Origin of the sequence: Brucella pituitosa (genome assembly GCF_003049685.1) — a bacterium.
GTDB lineage: Bacteria > Pseudomonadota > Alphaproteobacteria > Rhizobiales > Rhizobiaceae > Brucella > Brucella pituitosa.
In genome coordinates this window covers 649,794-666,014 of the sequence record NZ_PYSY02000002.1, presented here as the reverse complement: position 1 = coordinate 666,014, position 16,221 = coordinate 649,794, and the positions used below count along the sequence as shown (strand labels likewise).

Below are 16,221 nucleotides of genomic sequence, written 5' to 3'. Positions count from 1 at the left end.
TCTCAAGGATGCAAAACGATGACTGAACACAGCGCGAAACTCTCTGGAAACGGTCAGGTCTGGACCGTCGATGTGGCGGGCAGCAAGGTTGATCTGCCGATCGTGCCGATCAATCCGAACTGCGCTATTTCGCTGATGATGGTCATTGATCTCGGTGTGCGTTTTGGTGAGCATGTGGGCAAGGCATTGGCCGAAAAGCTTGCACCGCTGAAGCCAGATGTGATCGTCGGCGCTGCAACACTTGGTATTCCGGTAGCGATTGAAGTGTCACGTGCTCTTGGTCTTGATGATTATGTGATCTTGCAAAAGTCACCAAAGATTCATCTTGGCGATGCGTTGGTGCAGACAATCTCGTCCATCACGTCGAAGGGTGAGCAGCGTCTGCTTCTCGACCGTCAGGCAATTCCGCTGCTTGAAGGCAAGCGCGTAGTTGTGGTGGATGATGTGGTTGCGTCCGGTTCGAGCCTCAAGGGTTCGGTTGAGTTGGTGCGTAAGGCAGGCGGCGAAGTTGTCGGTGTTGGCGTTATCCTCACTGAAGCCAGGGATTGGCAGGAAGTGCTTGGCGATGATGTGAAGCTGCTTCAAAGTCTCGCGCATATTCCGCAGTTCGATAATCAAGATGGCGAGTGGAAGCCAATTCCAGAGAGCTTCCTGTAAATCGAAATATGCAGAAAAAACGCCGCGCTTGTCGCGGCGTTTTTATGCGGCTCACATCCGGTTGGGTATTGATGTTTAAATATCTCGGTTTTGAAAATCCGATTTTACAAGCGGGCTCTATTCGAAACGCAGGGTCATATCCCAGCGGTCCAATCCAGAACCGAAACCATCAGGTGTAATTTTAGAAATTACGAAGCCGAATCTCTCATAGAAACCGTGGGTATGCTGGCTGGTCGCCAACACCAATTCATCGATTTCTGGTATAGAACGTGCCAAAGTCAGCCTCGCTTCCACCAAATGGGTACCCAACCCCTGTCTGTGAAATGCCTTGCCGACCATTCCCCACGATAGAGACGCTTGCCGCTTGTCTGGTTCGATTGTAAGCCCTCCGCAAGCAACGATTGAGCCTTTGTGCAAAAATACCAGAAAAGGCATGCCTGCGGTGTTGATGCTTTGCAAATACTCGCAAAAATCCTTGCGTTCTTGCAGGGCAAAAAAGGTTGGCACATTGCTATCGAAAATCGCCATACAGGCAGAAAAGTCGCCTGACCTATACTGTCGTGATACGAGATTATCCATAGGATAAATATAGTTTGCATTAGCCTCGATTGGCTAGCACTGGATCATGTCGTAAGAAAATTCTCAAATTTGCCAAAGCTCTTCGATAGCGGCGTTGATTGCGTTTTGTTCCATTCGCCCTTGTTGCAGCCAGGTATCCTCTTCAGTTTGAGGCTATTTTTGATGCTGGTGGCCTTTGTCCAAACCCCCTTGGATACTTTTCGGAATAGGCTTCAATTTCGGATTGACTGATTTTGTATCCAGGATATTGTGTCCAGAAAAGTTGGGAGGCTTTTCTATTGGCGGCTTTTGAATGGCGCAGTCAGACCCGTTTGCTGGATGAAGTTGCAGAGGCACTTCGCGAGCGAATCTATGCGGGCGTCTATGCGCCGGGCGCGATACTCCGACAGGAGCACATGGCCGCTGAGTTTGGCATCAGTCGGACGCCCTTGAGGGAAGCCTTGCGTGTTCTGGAGCGTGACGGACTGGTTGTTCATCTTCCCGGTCGTGGTGTTCGCGTGGCTTCTGCCGATCTTACCCGCCTGATCGATGCCTATGCCGTGCGTGAAGTGCTCGACGGTGTGGCCGCGCGTTTTGCCGCCGAGCGGGCGAGCGATGCGGATATTGCAAAGCTGCGCGCCCATGTTGCAGGACAGGGCACGGTCGTCGATCCGTGGGACCCGAAAGCCTATACCCAGTCCAATGTCGATTTTCATATGGCGGTGATGAGCACGGCGGGCAACGCGTCGCTGATCGCCTTCGTGCCGCTTCTGCGGATGACATCGCAGGTTTTTGCGCCTTCGTTCTCGTTGTCCGTGGACAGGGCGCGCGATGCAATTCGTGAACATGGAGCCATTGTCGAAGCCATTGCTTCGCGCGATGGCGAAGAAGCCGAGCGGCTGGCGCGGGCGCATATCCGCGCCACAACCGCGAGACTTGAGGCGGAAATGCCTCTTCGGGAGAATGAAAATGAAGCATGAGAACAAGACGGGAGGAGCCGGCTTGCTCCGTTATGGCAATTTCATCGCGGGCGAATGGCAGGATGCCGTTGGTGGCGAGCATATCACGCTCCGAAATCCTTCCGACGGCAGCGATCTTGCGCTGATTGCGCGTGGCACCAAGGCCGATATCGATCTGGCGGTGGCTGCGGCCCGTAGCGCGCTTTCTGGCGAGTGGGGCAAGCTGACGGCGACCGAGCGTGGTCGTGTGCTGCACCGCATTTCGGAAGAAGTGCTGAAGAATATCGATCTCCTGACCGATCTGGAATCGAAAGATGTCGGCAAGCCGGTCACACAGGCGCGTGCCGATGTGGTGGCGCTGGCGCGTTACCTCGAGTTTTATGGCGCTTCTGCCGACAAGGTGCATGGCGACACGCTGCCTTATCAGAATGGTTTTACGGTTCTGTCGATCTATGAGCCGCATGGCGTCACGGGGCACATCATTCCGTGGAACTATCCGATGCAGATTTTGGGCCGCAGCCTTGGCGCAGCGCTGGCTATGGGCAATGCAGCCGTGGTCAAGCCTGCCGAAGAAGCCTGCCTGACGATTCTGGAATTCGCGAAGATTGCCGAAAAGGCTGGTCTGCCGGTCGGCGCGCTCAATGTGGTGACCGGGCTTGGCTCGGAAGCCGGTGCGGCGCTCTCCGAACATCCTGACGTCAATCACATCTCGTTCACCGGATCGGTGCGCACTGGTGAACTCATTCAGGCCGCGGCTGCGAAAAACACCGTGCCTGTTACGCTCGAACTTGGTGGCAAGTCTCCGCAGATCGTCTTTGCTGATGCTGATATCGAGCGCGCTGTTCCATTCCTTGTGAACGCAGGTATCCAAAATGCCGGTCAGACCTGCTCGGCGTCGTCGCGTATTCTGGTCGAACGCAGCATCTACGAGGATGTCGTCGCCCGGATGAGCGAACGCTATCGCGCATTGAAGGTTGGCCCGGCAGGAGAAGATTTGTCAGTCGGTCCGGTTGTCTCGCAGCGTCAGAAAGAAATTATCGAAGGCTATCTTGATGTCGCTAAAGAAGATGGTCTGGCCATCGCTGCGCAAGGTGTTCTTGCCGATAACGCGCCGGAAGGCGGCGCTTATGTTTTACCGACCTTGATCCGCGATGTTCCTACCGATCATCGTCTGGCGCAGGAAGAAATCTTCGGTCCGGTGCAGGTCATCCTGCCTTTCGACACTGAGGAAGAAGCCATCGCGATTGCCAATGGCACGTCTTACGGCCTTGTTTGCGGCATCTGGACCAATGATGGCGGACGACAGTTCAGACTTGCTCATGCGATCCATTCAGGACAGGTGTTCATCAACAATTACGGTGCCGGTGGCGGTATCGAGCTGCCATTCGGCGGCGTGAAGAAATCCGGCCATGGTCGCGAGAAGGGTTTTGAGGCGCTCTACGGGTTTGCCTCGTTGAAAACCATCTCGGTCTGGCATGGCTGAAATTAGCATTTTCAGGGAAAGTGGGAACCGGTTTCCCGTCCGAAAATGCGCTGGAAATAGCATTCGGGAGAATTACAGTGTCGCTTGAAGGTAAGGTCGCGCTCATCACGGGAGCAGGTTCTGGGTTTGGCGAAGGCATGGCGAAGCGCTTCGCTAGTGGCGGCGCGAAGGTCGTCATCGTGGACCGCGACAAGGCAGGCGCTGAGCGTGTCGCAGGCGAAATCGGTGATGCGGCGCTGGCTGTGGCTGCCGACATTTCCAAGGAAGCCGATGTTGATGCAGCAGTGGAAGCTGCTCTGTCGAAATTCGGCAAGGTCGATATTCTCATCAACAATGCCGGTATCGGTCACAAGCCGCAAAATGCCGAACTGGTTGAGCCGGAAGAATTCGACCGCATTCTCGGCGTCAATGTGCGCGGCGTCTATCTGATGACACGCAAACTCATCCCGCATATGAAAAAGAACGGTGAAGGCGTCATTCTGAACGTCGCTTCGACTGGTGCCGGTCGCCCGCGTCCGAACCTCGCCTGGTACAATGCCACCAAGGGCTGGGTCGTGTCGGTGACAAAGGCGCTGGCTATCGAGCTTGCTCCAGCGAAGATTCGCGTGGTTGCATTGAACCCGGTTGCCGGTGAAACGCCGCTTCTCACCACCTTCATGGGCGAAGACACCGAGGAAATCCGCAAGAAGTTCCGCGATTCCATCCCGATGGGCCGCCTGTTGAAACCCGACGATCTGGCTGAAGCTGCGGCTTTCCTTTGCTCGCCCGCTGCCTCTATGATTACCGGGGTTGCGCTCGACGTGGATGGTGGGCGTTCGATTTAAAAAAGAGGCAAGGGGAGCCAAAGAGGAACAATGGGTAAACTGCTGAAAGCCGGGCTGATAACAGCCGCGATGCTGGCATCGATCAACGGTGCATTTGCAAAAGATACGCTGGTGGTTGGCGAAGTGCTGGAACCGCCGGGCCTCGATCCGACGGCCAATGCCGCCGCCGGTATCCGGCAGGTTACCTATGCCAACCTTTATGAAGGTCTGGTGCGCATTGTCGAAGACGGCACGGTGAAGCCGCTTCTGGCCGAAAGCTGGACTGTCTCCGACGACAAGAAAACCTATACGTTCAAGCTGCGGCAAGGCGTGAAGTTTCATGACGGCACGCCGTTTGACTGCTCGGTCGCAAAGTTCTCCTATGAGCGTGCGGTGGCACCTGATTCCACCAACGCGCAAAAGGGGCTGTTTGAACCGATTGCGAGCACGGAATGCCCTGATCCCGCAACTGCCGTTGTCACGCTGAAGCGGCCTACCTCGAACTTCCTGTTCAATATGGGGTGGGGTGACGCGGTCATGGTCGCGCCGAATTCGGCTGCCGACAACAAGACCAAGCCTGTGGGCACGGGCCCGTTCAAGTTCAAGCGCTGGGTGCAGGGCGACCGCGTGGAGCTGGAACGCAATGCGGCTTATTGGGGCGAGCCTGCAAAGCTTTCAGCCGTCACGTTCCGCTTCGTGAGCGATCCGTCGGCAGCTGCCGCTGCCATCCTTGCCGGTGACATCGATGTGTTCCCGATGTTCCAGGCACCGGAGCTGATCAGCCGCTTCAAGAGCGACGACAAGTTGCAGGTCGAAGTGGGTGATACGGCAGGCAAGGTTCTGCTGTCGCTCAATAATGCCAAGGCGCCTTTCGACAATGTGAAAGTGCGTCAGGCACTGGCCCACGCAATCGACAGCAAGGCGCTGATCGAAGGCGTTTATTCCGGTTTCGGTACGCCAATTGGCTCGCATTATGCGCCGGTCGATCCGGGCTATGTAGATCTGTCGGAAACCTATCCGTATGATCCGGCCAAGGCGAAGCAGTTGCTGGAAGAGGCTGGCGTTCCGGCTGGCACGTCGATCACCATCACGCTTCCGCCACCGGCCTATGCGCGTCGCGGCGGCGAGATCATTGCGGCGATGCTGGCTGAGGTCGGCATTCAGGTCAATCTGGTGCCGATCGAGTTCGCGCAGTGGCTGGATCAGGTGTTCAAACGCTCGGATTTCGATGCGACGATCATCGCGCACACTGAAGCACGCGATCTCGATATCTATGCCCGCGACAAATACTACTTCAACTATAACAACCCGGAATATAAGGCGCTCTACAAGGCCTATGCCGAGGCTGGAAGTGATGAGGAACAGCTCGAACTCGTAAAGAAGCTGCAGGAAAAACTTGCTGCTGACGAGCCGAACATCTTCCTCTATGCGCTGCCGAAAATCGGCGTATGGAACAAGAACGTCAAGGGTCTGTGGAAGAATATGCCGATTCCGGCTGACGACCTGACGCAAGCCTATTGGGCTGAATAAAAAGAACTCCGCCCCGGCGCGCAGGCAAAGGGGCGGGAAACAACACGAATGGCCGTGCACCCCATAAAGATAAGGGGAGGGCGTGCGGTGAGTTGGAATGTGGAAAGCGGGTATCCGTCTTTTCAAGGAGGTCGCTTTGCTGGCTTATATATCCGGGCGATTGGTTTCGCTCCTGCTTACGACGCTTGCGGCTTCCGTCATCGTCTTCCTGCTGATGCAGGTACTGCCGGGTGATCCCGCAGCAGTCATCCTCGGCATCAATGCGCAGCCTGAAACGCTGGCAGCACTTCACAAGCAGCTCGGGCTCGATCAGCCGCTCTGGTGGCGCTATCTTTCCTGGATTGGCGGTTTCCTGAAAGGTGATTTCGGAACGAGCTATACTTATTCCGTGCCGATCAGCGAATTGCTCGGACCACGCATCATGGTGACGTTGCCACTAGCGCTTCTGTCCATGGTGCTGTCAGTCGCGGTTGCTATTCCGGTTGGTGTCTACGCCGCTTCCAAGCGGGGCAAGACCGGCGATGTGTTGTCCATGGGCGTGGCGCAGGTGGGCGTTGCAATCCCGAATTTTTGGCTTGGCCTGCTTTTGATCCTTCTGTTTGCGTTACAGCTCGGCTGGTTTCCGGCATCTGGTTTTGCCGGATGGGAAAATGGCTTCTGGACAGGTATTCGTTCGCTGTTTCTTCCTGCGCTCGCCCTTGCCTTGCCACTTGCTGCAATTCTTGCTCGCGTGACACGTTCGGCTGTTATTGAAACACTCGGCGAAGACTTCGTGCGTACTGCACGCGCCAAGGGGCTCACACGTAACGCCGCACTCTGGCGTCATGCGGTGCCCAATGCGCTGATCCCGGTTGTCACCATCATCGGCTTGCAATTCTCCTTTCTGCTCGCAGGAACCATCATCATCGAAAACGTCTTCAATCTGCCCGGTCTTGGAAGGCTGGTGTTTCAGGCTATTGCGCAGCGCGATCTCATTACAGTGCAGTCGCTGGTGACATTGCTTGCTGCCTCCGTCATTGCGGTCAATTTTGTTGTCGATCTGGTCTATGGCTTCATTGATCCGCGCCTTTCGACGGGAGGTAGCCGATGAGCGACGTTCAGACCATCGCCAAACCGAACCGCTTCCGAACGCTGTTTTTAAGCCGGAGCTTGTTTATCGGATCGCTGATTACCGTCATTTTGGTAGCTATGGCGCTGGTGTCCTATTTCTGGACGCCTTATTCGCCAACAGCGATGAATTTCCGCGATAAATTGCAGGGACCGAGCTTCAGCCATTTCTTCGGTACGGATAATTTTGGGCGCGACGTGTTTTCCATGATTATGGTCGGCGCGCGCAATTCGATTGCCGTGTCGATCATTGCCGTGCTGGTCGGTGCGGGTCTTGGTATTCCGCTTGGGGCTTTTGCTGCAGCGCGTGGCGGGATGGTCGACGGCTTTGTCATGCGCATGACCGATCTGGCCTTTGCGTTTCCGGCACTTCTGACCGCTGTCATCATTACCGCTATTTTCGGTCCGGGTGCCGTCAATGCGATGATCGCCATCGGCATTTTCAATATCCCGGTGTTTGCGCGTGTAACGCGCGGAGCATCACTTGGACTTTGGAAGCGGGAATATGTGCAGGCCGCACGTTGCGCAGGTCGTGGCGATATTTCGATCACAATTCTGCATGTGCTGCCAAATATCAATCACGTGCTGATCGTGCAGGCGACGATCCAGTTCGCGTTGGCAATCGTTGCCGAGGCGGGCCTCTCCTATGTCGGGCTTGGCACCCAGCCGCCGATGCCAAGCTGGGGCAAGATGCTCAACGATGCACAGACCTTTATCTATGACGCGCCATGGCTCGCCATTTTTCCCGGCCTAGCCATCACGCTTGCCGTTCTGGGGCTTAACATGCTCGGAGATGGGCTGCGTGATGTGCTCGACCCGCGCGTAAGGAGGCAGAGATGACCGCTCCTTTGCTTGAAATGACAAATATGTCAGTCGAACTGCCGATCGGTCTCAAGGTCGCGGATATCGTGTCCGATATCACGCTTACGCTCAATCGCGGCGAACGCCTCGGTATAGTGGGTGAATCGGGCAGCGGCAAATCCATTACCGCGCTTGCGGCTATGGGCCTGCTTCCTGATCGCATGCGCGTGCGGGGCACACTCCGGTTTGACGGTCAGGACCTTGCGTCTTTGCCGGAAGCGCAATTGTGCAAAATGCGTGGGCGCCGTATGGCGATGAGCTTTCAGGAGCCGATGACGGCGCTTAATCCGGTGAAATCCATCGGCGCGCAGATTGCGGAAGGCCGCCGTCTGCATCTTGGTGAAAGCCGTGCGGATGCAGAACGAAAAGCCCGCGAGCTTCTCGACCGCGTTGGATTGCCCGCGCCGCGTTTTAATCTTGCTCTCTATCCGCATCAGCTTTCGGGTGGACAGCGCCAGCGTGTGATGATCGCCATGGCGATTGCCTGTGAGCCTGATTTGCTGATTGCCGATGAGCCGACAACTGCACTTGATGTAACTGTTCAGGCGCAGATTCTCGATCTCATGGACGAGTTGATCGACGAAACTGGCACAGCTCTGATGCTGATCACCCATGACCTTGGCGTGGTTTCGGAAATGACTGATCGTATTGCGGTCATGTATGCCGGACGAATTGTGGAAACGGGACAAACCGAGGCCGTGTTTCGCCGCATGGCGCACCCTTATGCGCGTGGTCTCTTTGCGGCTTCGCCGCATGGTGTAGCACTGGCGCGTCCAAGCTCCGGCGGGCGCCAACGGTTGAAGGCTATTCCGGGCGTTGTGCCTGATCCGCTTACACGTCCGGCACATTGCACATTTGCAGATCGCTGTGCCTTTGTGCAGGATGATTGCCGTCAGACAATCCCACCGCTTGATATGCTGGGTGAGAACAACGGGATTACGCATCGCGCTGCCTGTTTCCATCCTTGCGAAGGCGAGGTGATGGCATGACGAAGCACATTCTGGAAGTGCGCAACGTTGTGCGCGAATACCGCCTGCCGCGTGCTTCGTTTTTGTCGAAGCAGGAGAGTCTCCGGGTGCTCCATGGCGTCAGTGTTGACATTGAAGCAGGGCAAAGTCTTGGCATTGTCGGCGAAAGCGGTTCGGGAAAATCCACGTTGGCTCGCGCGGTGATGGGGCTGGAACGCCCGCAATCGGGGCAAATTCTCATCAACGGGCAGGACATCTATGCGCTTGATCGTGGCGGGCTTCGCGAAGCACGCAAAGGCTTTCAAGCGATTTTTCAGGATCCGTATGGTTCGCTTGATCCGCGTCATACAGTGCGGCGGATTATATCCGAGCCTATTGTTTCTCTGGAACGAGGAACAAGCGCGGCTGAACGCAATGAGCGTGTGGCGGAAGTGTTGGCGGCGGTTGGATTGCCGCCGGCGTCTGCAGACAAATACCCGCATGAGTTTTCCGGCGGCCAGCGTCAGCGTATCGCGATTGCGCGCGCGCTGATTACAAAGCCAGCACTCATCGTTGCCGACGAGCCGGTTTCTGCGCTTGATGTTTCTATTCAGGCGCAGGTGCTTAACCTGATGATGGATTTGCAGGAGAAGTTCGGTCTCTCCTATCTCTTCATCAGCCATGATCTTGGCGTGGTACGTGCGATTACTGACCGCGTTGCCGTGATCTATCACGGCAATATTGTCGAACAGGGGCTGACCAACGAAGTCTTCGACAATCCGCAGCACGACTATACCCGTGCGCTTGTCGATGCGGTGCCAAAGCCTTTCTCGGGGCGGCGTAAGCGCGCTCCACGGCAGACCGCCAATCTTCAATTACCGGAATGAAAAAAGGGAACTTAAATGTCAAATCTTGCGGATTTGTCGGCCGTTGCGCTTGTCGATGCCTATAAAGCGAAGACGCTTTCTCCAGTTGAAGTGACCGAAGCGGTGATAGAGCGCATCGAAGCCTATGAGCCGAAGCTCAATGCACTTTGGGCCTATGATCCGGACGCTGCGCGTGCATCGGCAAAAGCATCGGAAGCGCGTTGGGTGAAGGGCGAACCCGCGGGCGCAATTGACGGTGTGCCGCTGACGCTGAAAGAAAATATCGCAACGGAAGGTCTGCCGGTTCCGCTTGGCTGCGCGGCGCTGCCGCTGAAGCCCGCTACTGCCGATGCTCCGGCTGCCGCCCGCACCCGCGAAGCTGGCGGCGTTCTCCTCGCCAAGACGACCATGCCCGATCTCGGCATGTTGTCGTCGGGCTTGTCGAGCTTCCACAAGCTTGCACGCAATCCGTGGGATTTGAGCACAAATCCGGGTGGGTCGAGTGCGGGTGCAGGCAGTGCCGCTGCTGCCGGTTATGGTCCGTTGCATGTCGGTACTGATATTGGTGGTTCGGTCCGTCTACCTGCTGGCTGGTGTGGTCTTGTGGGCCTCAAGCCGTCTTTCGGGCGCATTCCCATTGATCCGGCGTTTCTCGGTCGCGTTGCCGGGCCAATGACCCGTGATGTTGCCGATACCGCGCTTTATATGTCGGTGCTTTCCCAACCGGATCGCCGCGATGGCATGAGCCTGCCTCCGCAGGATATCGACTGGATGAACCTCGATATCGATGTGAAGGGCCTGAAGATCGGTCTATGGCTTGATGCCGGTTTTGGCGAGCCGACGGGAGATGAAACCCGCGCTGCCGTGGAAGCTGCGGCAAAGCTTTTCGCCGATGCTGGTGCTATCATAGAGCCGGTTGCGCCGTTCCTCAATCGCACAATGATCGACGGTCTTGATCGTTTCTGGCGTGCGCGTTCATGGTCAGATATCAAGAAGATGACGCCCGAAAATCGCGCGAAAATCCTGCCATATATCTATCAGTGGACCGAAACCGCCGAAGGCCTGTCAGGCGAAGAAGTTTATATGGGTTTCGCCCAGATTGATGCCATGCGCAATGCGGCGCTTGCCGCATCGAAAGGTTTTGATTTCATCATTTCGCCAACCTCGCCGATGGCGACCTATCCGGCGGAATGGGCATCGCCGGTCAACGATCCCCAGCGTCCGTTCGAGCATATCGCTTTCACCGTGGCGATGAATATGTCCGAGCAACCTGCGATTTCAATCAATTGCGGCTATACGTCGACGGGACTGCCAATCGGCTTGCAGATTTTCGGCCAGCGTTTTGATGATCTTGGCGTGTTGCGTCTGGCAAAAGCCTATGAGGACATGCGGCCGGCTCAAAGGCCATGGCCTACCATCGCATAATAGAAAGGCCGCATTATGCGGCCTTTTCATTGTTTTTATCTGAGCGGCGTTCGCTCTTTGTAGCGTTCGGTTGCCGTCAGCTTCACGATAAGCGGATCGGCATCACGCCAGCCGTAAATCTCGGTACGCAGATATTCCAGTTCTGCGTCCAACTCTTCCTCATCGACTTCCGTCCACCAGGATTTCGGGCTACCATCGGTGCCATCCGACCAGCGATAGCGGCGCTCTTTCAGCTTGTCCTTCATTTCAAAGGGACTGTTTTCAGCATAGATCCGCAGACGCGATTTGCGGCTGGCCTTGAGCAACTCGGAAAATGGGGTTTGTTTGCGACCTGATGTTTCGCGCAACACGGCCAGCAGCGCCTGACAATCATCTTCGGCGCGATGACCATTATGAAAATATCCACTCTGGCCGATCAGGTAGCCAAGCTTTGTGCCTTCAAAGCCGCGTGCCGTCCAGTCGATCTCCTTAACCGAGCAGGCCCATGGCTTGTTTGCGAAGGCTGGTGAGAAGCGCTCGAGGAAAGGCCGGTCGAAACCTGCATTATGCGCGATGATCAGATCAGCGTCCGCGATCAGTGCGTCGAGTTTCGCACGCGGGATCATCTGTCCAGCCACCATCTCATCAGTGATACCGGTGATGCGCGTGATTTCGGCGGGAATGGGTTTCGATGGTTCCTGCAACGCACCAAAAGTGGCGCAGACATCGCCGATAGACCCATCATCTGCATAGCGGAAGGCAACCGCACCTATTTCGATAATTTCTTCTTGCGCAGGATTAAGCCCGGTCGTTTCCGTATCGACCACCATGCCAAGACGCGGGAAAGCGAGTTTGTCGGCATTGGGCACAATCGGTGTCGGGTCGAGCCGCCGCAAAATCCTATAACGACCACTATCCTTGAGGCGCTGGATCATTTCAGCTTCATCAATACCGGTCGTCTTGCCAGGTTTGGTGCGGGCAGGGCGCAGTTCCGCCTGTTTATCTCCGTCCACTGCGGGAGGAGCAAAAAGGTCGAACTGATGGCGCATATGTTTTCTCCGCTGGGGCTGTGCCTGCTGATAAAATGACATTTCAGAGCCTCGTCACCAAGCCCTCAATAAATTTAGTAACAGGTAATGTTGGTATTTTTGGCTTTCATCGCCTTATTTTGGTGAATTTTTGAAATCAGTATCTGGGGATAACTACAGGTCTTTAAAATTCAAACGCTGCTGTCAGCGCTGGCATCCTGTTGATTGTAGATAATTATTAGTAAATCATTATTTTATAATAAAGTAATTATATAAAACGCCTAGCTATTAATACTGTAATTACACTTGATTTAAATTAGTTATTATCGTTTGAAGAATGTTCAATTTCGATTTTAGTATAATTTTTAATTTAACGGTATCTTCTGTCGTGAATTTTGTTCCGCCCCTTCTGATTATGTTGTTTGCGACGACGATGTCGGGCGTCTGGATGCTCGACACAAAACGCAGACACATATTGCTGTTCGGATTGGGCTTCGCTACCTTTGGGACTGGCTTACTGCTTCAGGTTTTGCATCTGTTTCCGAGTTTGAATGGGGCGGTATTTGCTGCAACTGCCCTCTATCTTCTGGCCGGACTGTTCTTCTGTGAAGCTGTCATGGTTCGTCTTGGCAGGCCATTTTCTCCGTTTGTCGGGGCATCGATCAGTGTGTTCACACTGGCGATAATTGCTTATTTCGCGCAAGCTGGCATCGCTTACAAGTATATGGCGATTGCTTCGAACTTCGGGCTTGGAACAATGATTGCTGTTCTTTGTATAAAGTCCCGGAAACTGGCTGAAGGTAATTGGATCGAGCGAACATTGCACAGTGTTCTTGTGATATTTGCGATGCATTTTTATCTTCGAAGTGTACTCACCTTCAATATGCTTGACGGCGTTAAAAGCAGTGAACAATTGATCAACTCCCAGTATTGGGCCCTTGTTACGATTTCCGTCTCCTTCATCGGGGTCTTACTCGGCCTCGTCATTCTGGTCGTCGCGACCGCTGACGTGATCAACGAATTACAAGGAGAGCGGGATTCAGATCCGCTCACCGGTACCCTTAATCGCCGTGGGTTGGAGCGATCTTTTAAACGGAAATTCATCGTCTCGGATACGAACAAACGCGCTATCATCATCGCGGATATCGACCATTTCAAAGCGATTAACGATGAATTTGGGCACTCTATCGGTGATCAGGTTTTGGTTGAGTTTTCGTCTCTGCTGCAATCAATGACCGAAAAAGGAGGAATTGTTGGTCGGATTGGCGGCGAAGAATTCATCGTGATTGTGGAAGGCAACGCTCAACAATGTGAAGTCTTTGCCAATCGCCTATGCAATCATGTGGCACGCTATAGTTTCTCAATGTTGCCGAATGGGCGCAAACTTACCAGTAGTTTTGGCGTGGCTCTCATGCGCAAAAACGAGAGCATCTGGGATGCTGCGGAACGCGCAGATATTGCCCTTTTAAGGGTGAAACGTCGTGGACGTAACCGCGTGGCGTTCGAGGGTTTTGAGTTTCAAAACACCACCCATGTTGGCTATTTGCTCACGGCATAGAGAGCCCGTCTGAGAGCAGCAGCCATACTTTCTTTGCTACAGCCGGGCGATTGTAAAGAATTTAGTTACCATAATTCTCCATGCTTAGCGTGACTTTCAAGTTAGCACTTTTGCCATGATTGCTTCGCTTTTCCGCCGAACTTTCATGCAAAGCGACAGCGAGAAAACCAGTTATTTTCCAGGACGAGTAGTATGGCGTTCGTCACAGAACCGTATGATTTTGCATTGCCGCGTGGGATTAACATTCCTAACCCTTTTGTATTTAAAGGTGTTTTGCGTGTTGCAGGTCTTTTGGGCGCGGGCCTTCTGGCGGGAAGCTGCCTTATGACTGCCTTGGGTACTGTGGAAGCCGTGCTGCCAGCCTTCGTGCCTTTAGCGCCTGTCATGCGCCGTCTTCCGACGTCGACACCACATCAATTGGCCGTTGTGGATCAAAAAATCGGCATGGGTCACGTTATCCGCCAGCGGTTCATCGAAGCCTATACTGCTGATGCGCCATATTCCAATCTTGACTGGCGGCGCAACAAGGCAATTGCGGATGCACCTATCATTGCAGATGTCGGTCCTGAATCGGTCATAGAAGATCAGCCCGTGGCAACGACCGAGGTGGTTGAACCGCGCGAAGAGCGCGTGGCACAACTTGCACCCACCCAGGATGTTGTTTCTCCCGCCGTGATCGCCTCGGCCTCTATTGCGGCGCAGACCGCAGCACAAGATTATAGCGCCCGTTTGCGGGATACGCTGCCATCCGGCGATGCGGTCCCCGTTCCGATGGCTGCACCGGATACCCAAATAGCGCGCGCGCCAATTGAAAACGATACAGACAGCTTCCTGCCTGATGAAGTGCCGTTTCCTGGCCAGAAGCCCATCATTGATAAACCAACTATTGCAAAGCCTGAAAAGCAGGAAAAAACACAGCTGGCTTATGCGCCTCCAAGCGGCCAAACCGAAAATATTCAGCGCGGGCTTTTTGGTCGGCTCTTTGGTCAGGCAGCCCGCAACAAGACTGCGATTTATGATATTTCCGCAGCAACGGTTTATCTGCCGAGCGGTGAAAAACTGGAAGCGCATTCGGGCATGGGTCACATGCGTGACAACCCGCGCTATGTTGATCAGAAGATGCGGGGTGCGACACCGCCGAGCACCTATAAACTTCGTATGCGCGAAAGCCTTTTCCATGGCGTCGAAGCTGTGCGCTTACTCCCCGCCGATGGACGTAACCCGTATAATCGGGATGGACTGCTGGCTCATACCTACATGCTTCGTCGCGCCGGCGATTCAAATGGCTGTGTGGTCTTCAAGGACTACAAGCGGTTCTTAAACGCATTCAAGCGTGGCGAATTTGATAAGATGATCGTTGTCACGAGCATGTCGTCATCAGCCAAGCCCGCACGCATTGCTTCCATCTTCTGATCATCATTAAAAAAGAGCGCCAGAGCTGAATCCTGTTCAATTCTGGCGCTCCAATTTGCACTAGAGCGCCGGGCGTCCTATTGGACGCCCAAAGGTCGCTCTAACCCTTTAAAATCAGAGCATAATTCCTTAAACTGATCCAAGTTTAAGGAATTATGCTCTATCTCTTGGTTTTTCGCATTATCCGACGCAAAACCGCTTCGCACTTTTGCTGGAAATGCACTAGACACCGATGCTTTCATAAAGCGGTGCGGTGATTTCGAGGATCAGGTCAAGCGCGTGATCAGCAGCTTGCTTGTCTTCGGGCAATTCAAATTCTGCAAGTTCGATTGCTGCAATTTGAGAGGCGGGAATTGCGGCCAGCGCATCGCGCAGTTGTGGCGCAAGTAGTCCGTCTTCGATTGCGTAAGCTGCTGGAATTAGCCCGGGCTCCATGACGTCCCAGTCAATATGAATCCAAAGCGGCCCTGTGCCGATTGCCGCTAAAAGCGATTGTGCATTGGCTGCCTCAGGCTTAATTACCGTAACTTTTTTGCGCTCAAGCGTTTCCATTTCTTCCGGATCGATGTCACGCGCTCCGAAAATCACGAGTTTTTCCGGCGCAACATTGCCGCCATATCCGCTATCCCAAAGTCCGCAGATACCAGCAAGCGCCATTCCGCCCATGTAACCAGAATCTGTTGTTTCAGGTGTGTTGAAGTCACCATGCGCATCGACCCACAGGACGGTCAGTCCATTTATTTGGCTTGCTGCTTGTGGAATCGTCGCAAGGCTCGCCGAACAGGTGTTGGTGGCAAGGAGAGGTCGACGTCCAGCAGTCAATTCTTCTGAAACAGCCGCAGCAAGACCCTTAAGCGTTTCATGAGCTTGCGGCAGCGCTTCGCGCCAGTCATCGGAGACAGCAGGTGCGGGTGTGCCTACAGTCTTGACGGAAAGATCATAGCGCGCCGCCAGAGCTTTTGCGACGGCCAGAGCGCCCGGAATGGCGCCGGGAGTACGATCTGCTACACGGCCCTGAGAAGTGATGATGCGCGATTTCATGCGAGT

General features: G+C 54.5%; 15 protein-coding genes. 12 read left to right on the top strand and 3 right to left on the bottom strand.

What is annotated here, in order from left to right; all coding sequences use genetic code 11:
• Positions 1–18 precede the first annotated feature (18 nt).
• A complete protein-coding gene (locus C9380_RS15365; protein WP_128093940.1) occupies positions 19–657 on the top strand; it encodes a phosphoribosyltransferase family protein in 639 nt (212 codons plus the stop codon).
• A gap of 117 nt (positions 658–774) precedes the next feature.
• On the opposite strand, the gene C9380_RS15360 is transcribed toward C9380_RS15365, so the two are convergent.
• Positions 775–1,185: a GNAT family N-acetyltransferase gene (locus tag C9380_RS15360; protein WP_247877605.1), complete on the bottom strand. Its 411-nt coding sequence runs from the start codon at positions 1,183–1,185 to the stop codon at positions 775–777.
• Positions 1,186–1,514: 329 nt separating this feature from the next.
• Here C9380_RS15360 and C9380_RS15355 point away from each other — a divergent pair, with 329 nt between their 5' ends.
• From C9380_RS15355 to C9380_RS15315, 9 genes are all read left to right on the top strand, one after another.
• Entirely contained in the window at positions 1,515–2,195 is a 681-nt protein-coding gene (locus C9380_RS15355) for a GntR family transcriptional regulator (RefSeq protein ID WP_128093938.1), read from the top strand.
• On the top strand, positions 2,185–3,657 hold the full coding sequence (locus C9380_RS15350) for an aldehyde dehydrogenase family protein (protein WP_128093937.1): 1,473 nt from the start codon (positions 2,185–2,187) through the stop codon (positions 3,655–3,657). Before C9380_RS15355 ends, C9380_RS15350 begins: the two co-directional genes overlap by 11 nt.
• Positions 3,658–3,734: 77 nt before the next feature.
• Positions 3,735–4,481 (top strand): SDR family oxidoreductase, encoded by a 747-nt coding sequence (locus C9380_RS15345; protein ID WP_100557098.1) that lies wholly within the window; start codon positions 3,735–3,737, stop codon positions 4,479–4,481.
• A 30-nt stretch (positions 4,482–4,511) separates the two neighbouring features.
• On the top strand, positions 4,512–5,990 hold the full coding sequence (locus tag C9380_RS15340) for an ABC transporter substrate-binding protein (protein WP_128093936.1): 1,479 nt from the start codon (positions 4,512–4,514) through the stop codon (positions 5,988–5,990).
• Positions 5,991–6,126: 136 nt separating this feature from the next.
• Entirely contained in the window at positions 6,127–7,080 is a 954-nt protein-coding gene (locus C9380_RS15335) for an ABC transporter permease (protein ID WP_100558007.1), read from the top strand.
• Positions 7,077–7,937 (top strand): ABC transporter permease, encoded by an 861-nt coding sequence (locus tag C9380_RS15330; protein ID WP_100557096.1) that lies wholly within the window; start codon positions 7,077–7,079, stop codon positions 7,935–7,937. The genes C9380_RS15335 and C9380_RS15330 overlap by 4 nt, the downstream gene beginning before the upstream one ends.
• Positions 7,934–8,947 (top strand): ABC transporter ATP-binding protein, encoded by a 1,014-nt coding sequence (locus tag C9380_RS15325; RefSeq protein WP_128093935.1) that lies wholly within the window; start codon positions 7,934–7,936, stop codon positions 8,945–8,947. The genes C9380_RS15330 and C9380_RS15325 overlap by 4 nt, the downstream gene beginning before the upstream one ends.
• Complete coding sequence (locus tag C9380_RS15320) at positions 8,944–9,792, top strand: ATP-binding cassette domain-containing protein (RefSeq protein WP_128093934.1); 849 nt, start codon at positions 8,944–8,946, stop codon at positions 9,790–9,792. The genes C9380_RS15325 and C9380_RS15320 overlap by 4 nt, the downstream gene beginning before the upstream one ends.
• Positions 9,793–9,807: 15 nt before the next feature.
• Positions 9,808–11,196, top strand: a complete 1,389-nt coding sequence (locus C9380_RS15315; RefSeq protein WP_128093933.1) for an amidase — start codon at positions 9,808–9,810, stop codon at positions 11,194–11,196.
• Positions 11,197–11,231: 35 nt separating this feature from the next.
• On the opposite strand, the gene C9380_RS15310 is transcribed toward C9380_RS15315, so the two are convergent.
• The gene (locus C9380_RS15310; protein WP_128093932.1) at positions 11,232–12,224 is read right to left on the bottom strand and encodes a 3'-5' exonuclease; all 993 of its coding nucleotides are present in this window, start codon (positions 12,222–12,224) and stop codon (positions 11,232–11,234) included.
• Positions 12,225–12,591: 367 nt separating this feature from the next.
• Between C9380_RS15310 and C9380_RS15305 the strand changes: the two genes are divergently transcribed.
• Complete coding sequence (locus C9380_RS15305; RefSeq protein WP_128093931.1) at positions 12,592–13,761, top strand: GGDEF domain-containing protein; 1,170 nt, start codon at positions 12,592–12,594, stop codon at positions 13,759–13,761.
• Positions 13,762–13,953: 192 nt separating this feature from the next.
• Positions 13,954–15,174 (top strand): DUF2778 domain-containing protein, encoded by a 1,221-nt coding sequence (locus C9380_RS15300; RefSeq protein ID WP_128093930.1) that lies wholly within the window; start codon positions 13,954–13,956, stop codon positions 15,172–15,174.
• 222 nt (positions 15,175–15,396) lie between these two features.
• Here C9380_RS15300 and C9380_RS15295 read toward each other — a convergent pair whose 3' ends face one another.
• Entirely contained in the window at positions 15,397–16,215 is an 819-nt protein-coding gene (locus C9380_RS15295; protein ID WP_111787381.1) for an arginase family protein, read from the bottom strand.
• Positions 16,216–16,221: the final 6 nt, after the last annotated feature.

What these genes read in the sequence shown, in the direction of transcription:
- C9380_RS15365 (WP_128093940.1), top strand. Translation starts at nt 19, where the DNA reads ATGACTGAACACAGCGCGAAACTCTCTGGAAACGGTCAGGTCTGGACC.
- C9380_RS15360 (WP_247877605.1), bottom strand. Translation starts at nt 1,185, where the DNA reads ATGGCGATTTTCGATAGCAATGTGCCAACCTTTTTTGCCCTGCAAGAA.
- C9380_RS15350 (WP_128093937.1), top strand. Translation starts at nt 2,185, where the DNA reads ATGAAGCATGAGAACAAGACGGGAGGAGCCGGCTTGCTCCGTTATGGC.
- C9380_RS15340 (WP_128093936.1), top strand. Translation starts at nt 4,512, where the DNA reads ATGGGTAAACTGCTGAAAGCCGGGCTGATAACAGCCGCGATGCTGGCA.
- C9380_RS15330 (WP_100557096.1), top strand. Translation starts at nt 7,077, where the DNA reads ATGAGCGACGTTCAGACCATCGCCAAACCGAACCGCTTCCGAACGCTG.
- C9380_RS15325 (WP_128093935.1), top strand. Translation starts at nt 7,934, where the DNA reads ATGACCGCTCCTTTGCTTGAAATGACAAATATGTCAGTCGAACTGCCG.
- C9380_RS15320 (WP_128093934.1), top strand. Translation starts at nt 8,944, where the DNA reads ATGACGAAGCACATTCTGGAAGTGCGCAACGTTGTGCGCGAATACCGC.
- C9380_RS15315 (WP_128093933.1), top strand. Translation starts at nt 9,808, where the DNA reads ATGTCAAATCTTGCGGATTTGTCGGCCGTTGCGCTTGTCGATGCCTAT.
- C9380_RS15310 (WP_128093932.1), bottom strand. Translation starts at nt 12,224, where the DNA reads ATGCGCCATCAGTTCGACCTTTTTGCTCCTCCCGCAGTGGACGGAGAT.
- C9380_RS15300 (WP_128093930.1), top strand. Translation starts at nt 13,954, where the DNA reads ATGGCGTTCGTCACAGAACCGTATGATTTTGCATTGCCGCGTGGGATT.
- C9380_RS15295 (WP_111787381.1), bottom strand. Translation starts at nt 16,215, where the DNA reads ATGAAATCGCGCATCATCACTTCTCAGGGCCGTGTAGCAGATCGTACT.